General features: G+C 44.3%; 3 protein-coding genes and 1 pseudogene. 3 read left to right on the top strand and 1 reads right to left on the bottom strand.

The window, feature by feature from the left end:
* The first annotated feature begins 405 nt into the window (after positions 1-405).
* The 3 genes from QUB61_RS38725 (at position 406) to QUB61_RS38715 (ending at position 2,228) form a co-directional block, all read left to right on the top strand.
* Positions 406-642: a hypothetical protein gene (locus QUB61_RS38725; RefSeq protein WP_333136695.1), complete on the top strand. Its 237-nt coding sequence runs from the start codon at positions 406-408 to the stop codon at positions 640-642.
* Positions 642-923 (top strand): hypothetical protein, encoded by a 282-nt coding sequence (locus tag QUB61_RS38720; protein ID WP_333136697.1) that lies wholly within the window; start codon positions 642-644, stop codon positions 921-923. The genes QUB61_RS38725 and QUB61_RS38720 overlap by 1 nt, the downstream gene beginning before the upstream one ends.
* A 159-nt stretch (positions 924-1,082) precedes the next feature.
* Positions 1,083-2,228: an SDR family oxidoreductase gene (locus tag QUB61_RS38715; RefSeq protein WP_333136699.1), complete on the top strand. Its 1,146-nt coding sequence runs from the start codon at positions 1,083-1,085 to the stop codon at positions 2,226-2,228.
* 243 nt (positions 2,229-2,471) lie between these two features.
* Here the strand turns inward: QUB61_RS38715 and QUB61_RS40345 are convergent.
* A pseudogene (locus QUB61_RS40345) lies at positions 2,472-2,720 on the bottom strand (transposase); the annotation flags it as partial.
* Positions 2,721-3,005 lie beyond the last annotated feature (285 nt).

Raw genomic sequence — 3,005 nt, 5'->3', positions numbered from 1 at the left:
ATCCGGATAGCACCCTGAATTTTGTGAATATAGGCCTTTGAACTACAAGGAAGCTGTCAGTCCTAGCATCAGGTGTCGCGAACTACAAAAACCTAATTTGACGAAAAAAAAAAGACCAGACGCAGTAGTCAGTCTGCCCCTGAAAGAGTGCAAATTCCTCGGTGTAAATATTGGGAAAAGGTGAAAAAAGTTGACCGTAACAACCTAGTTTTTTGGGATAAAATGGGCGTTTGATTGGGGTTAAAACTCACCCGTACACGTGGAAAATGTGGTAGTAGAGTCGAGGATTAAAAACCCTTTGATCGGGGTGCAAAAGTTACAGTTGTCGGAGCAATCAGCAGAAAACAACTAATAGGATTAATGACCATAACCTAAAAAGTTGCTAAACCTGTCGCCGAAGTCGAAATGCCGATCGCCCAAACCGACACAACCGAAGAAACTCCGATCGCCCCAGAACCAATCGCACCCGCAGCCACTAAAACTGCACCAACCGCACCAAGCGCGATCGGGACTAACGATGAACCGCCGAATCGTGGGGATAACGGACGCGGGCGGCTGCAACCAATACCAGTCAAGAAAGTTTCGACTGTTCAGATTTCCAGTAAGAACAGTGATGAACCGATCGCAGCATCCAAAAACTGATGCTGTGCTTGGTTGCCCTCAAACGCATTAGCTCCGATATTCCCGCCTCGAACTTCGATCGCAACGAACTCGAAATCGCTGGTGAGTTAAGTTTGGCGCTCGGCGGTTTTGCGATTCCCAGGCGTGGTGGGGCGAGACAACAGTGGATACAGAGTCGTAAGCGGGCATTTTCAGTATCACGCCACACTTCTGGCGAGGCAGTTAAATCCCAGAGCGGGCGAAACAATTCCGGCGCGAGTCAAAGAGCCAGAAACTCAAGCGACAGCTTTGACCCAGCTTAAGATGTCGAAGTTCGTAGCTTAGACTCCGTGGCCCCATCCTTAAACGAATGGGGCATTTTAAAAAGTTTTCAATATTACATAACCCATATAATGAAAAGATGCACGGCGGTTGAGACCGCCCGCGTCGTTTCCCACTTACCGAATTTTTTTAGGAAAGCCATGACTCAGCTGATGCAAGAGGAAGTGCACAAGGAACTCAGTACATTGGAGCAGGTGGATATTAACCAGGTACTTCCAAACCCCGACCCCCTGAAACTGAACTACGTTCTCGTTAGTGGAGTGACGGGAGCGCTCGGTATTCATATAGTTCGAGAACTACTAACGCATACCAATGCCGAGATTTACTGTCTTGTACGTGCAGAAAAGCCCCAACAGGCTAAGGAACGGATCGCAGCCAATTTTGCTTACTACAACCTCGCCTGCACAGAGCAAGAGTGGACTCGGCTCCATCCTGTAATAGGCGATCTCCATCAGGAACAATTCGGCCTTACTATGTCCGACTACAGTCATTTAGCTGATGTAATTGACACCATCATTCACTGCGCTGCAAATACAAGTTTTGTAGTTTCTTATGAAGTTAGTTATAAAACTAACGTATTTGGTACTGGCGAGCTGCTGCGATTTGCAGTTCGTCAACGGATAAAAGCTTTTCATCATGTTTCAACTTGTGGTATTAGGGTACTTAAATACTACGAACCTGGCGATAAAGACTTGGGTATGTTCAATGGATACTCGCAAAGCAAATATGTGAGTGAAAAAATGGTTCACTTCATGCTGGATCGGGGCTTACCTGGGACAATTTATCAGATTGGATATTTATTTTTGGATTACGATCGCTTCAATCCCACAAATTCTTTTGAGAGCTTCTTACAAATTTGCATGGAGCTAAAGCTTGTACCAGAAATTGACGCTGATGTTGACTACACGCCGATTACCAGCGTTGCCAGAAAAATCGTAGAGACAGCCCTTCAGCATAATTTTATGCAGCATAAGCTGAACCTCCACCATCCTGTCCCCCTGCCTTGGAGCAGAATTGTTGCCTCACTCTGTGCAGTTAAACCGGATGTTAAACCAATGCCGTTTCTCGAATTTTTTCCAATTTTTCAAGAGTTTATGAAGCTTTATCGAGGAAAGCGAATCTACGCGATGAAAAAAATGATGTCAAAGGATTTTCCGCTACAGCTTAATGCCATGTTCAGAGGAGTACCCTCTGATTTCTCCCCAGCAAACTCTCCCCAAAAGTACGATTTTGAACGTCTAACATCTATCTTTTCTCGTGTGCAACACACATACGAATGGCAATAAAAAAGAGCTTCTCTGTACTTACTACTGCATCTAATCTGTACGTACAGCATATTCCAGGTTTATGAATTACAGTAGCAGCAGCTTGTAAACCTGTTTTTGAAGTGCTTGGTATTGACTCCTTCAAGCCCCTACGCCAAGTAAAACATCAACTATCTTGGTAGTTGTTAGTCAGAACTGACGTAAAAAAGCTTTCACTTGTGACCACCATAATTCTCTCGGATTAAAATCCGGAGAATAGGGTGATCAATTCAGGACAGTGGCACCAGCCGCTGGCATCAATGGTTCAATCACCGCCAACTTATGAGCTCGTAGATTATCCATAACAACGACTGCACCATCCCCTAATTTTGATACTAAAAAGTTTTGAATAAATACTTCAAAAGCCTGACCATCCCTTGACCCATTTATCGTCATTATTCCTACTACTTGTTTTCTGCTGATTGCTCCGACAACTGTAAATTTTGCAACCCGATCAAAGGGTTTTAAATCCTCGACTCTACTACCACATTTTCAACGTGCGCGGCTGAGTTTTAACCCCCAATAAAACGCCAATTTTATCCTAAAAAACTAGGTTGTTACGGTCAACTTTTTTCACCTTTTCCCAATATTTACACCGAGGAATTTGCACTCTCTCAGGGCCAGACTGACTACTGCATATGGTCTTTTTTTTTCGCGTCAAATTAGGTTTTTGTAGTTCGCGACACATCATGCTAGGACTGACAGCTTCCTTGTAGTTCAAAGGCCAATATTCACAAGATTCTGGGTGCTATCCGGATA

This window comes from Microcoleus sp. C2D2 (assembly GCF_036702495.1).
GTDB lineage: Bacteria > Cyanobacteriota > Cyanobacteriia > Cyanobacteriales > Microcoleaceae > Microcoleus.
Note: the sequence above shows the minus strand (reverse complement) of the source record. Positions and strands in the feature narration are given on the sequence as shown.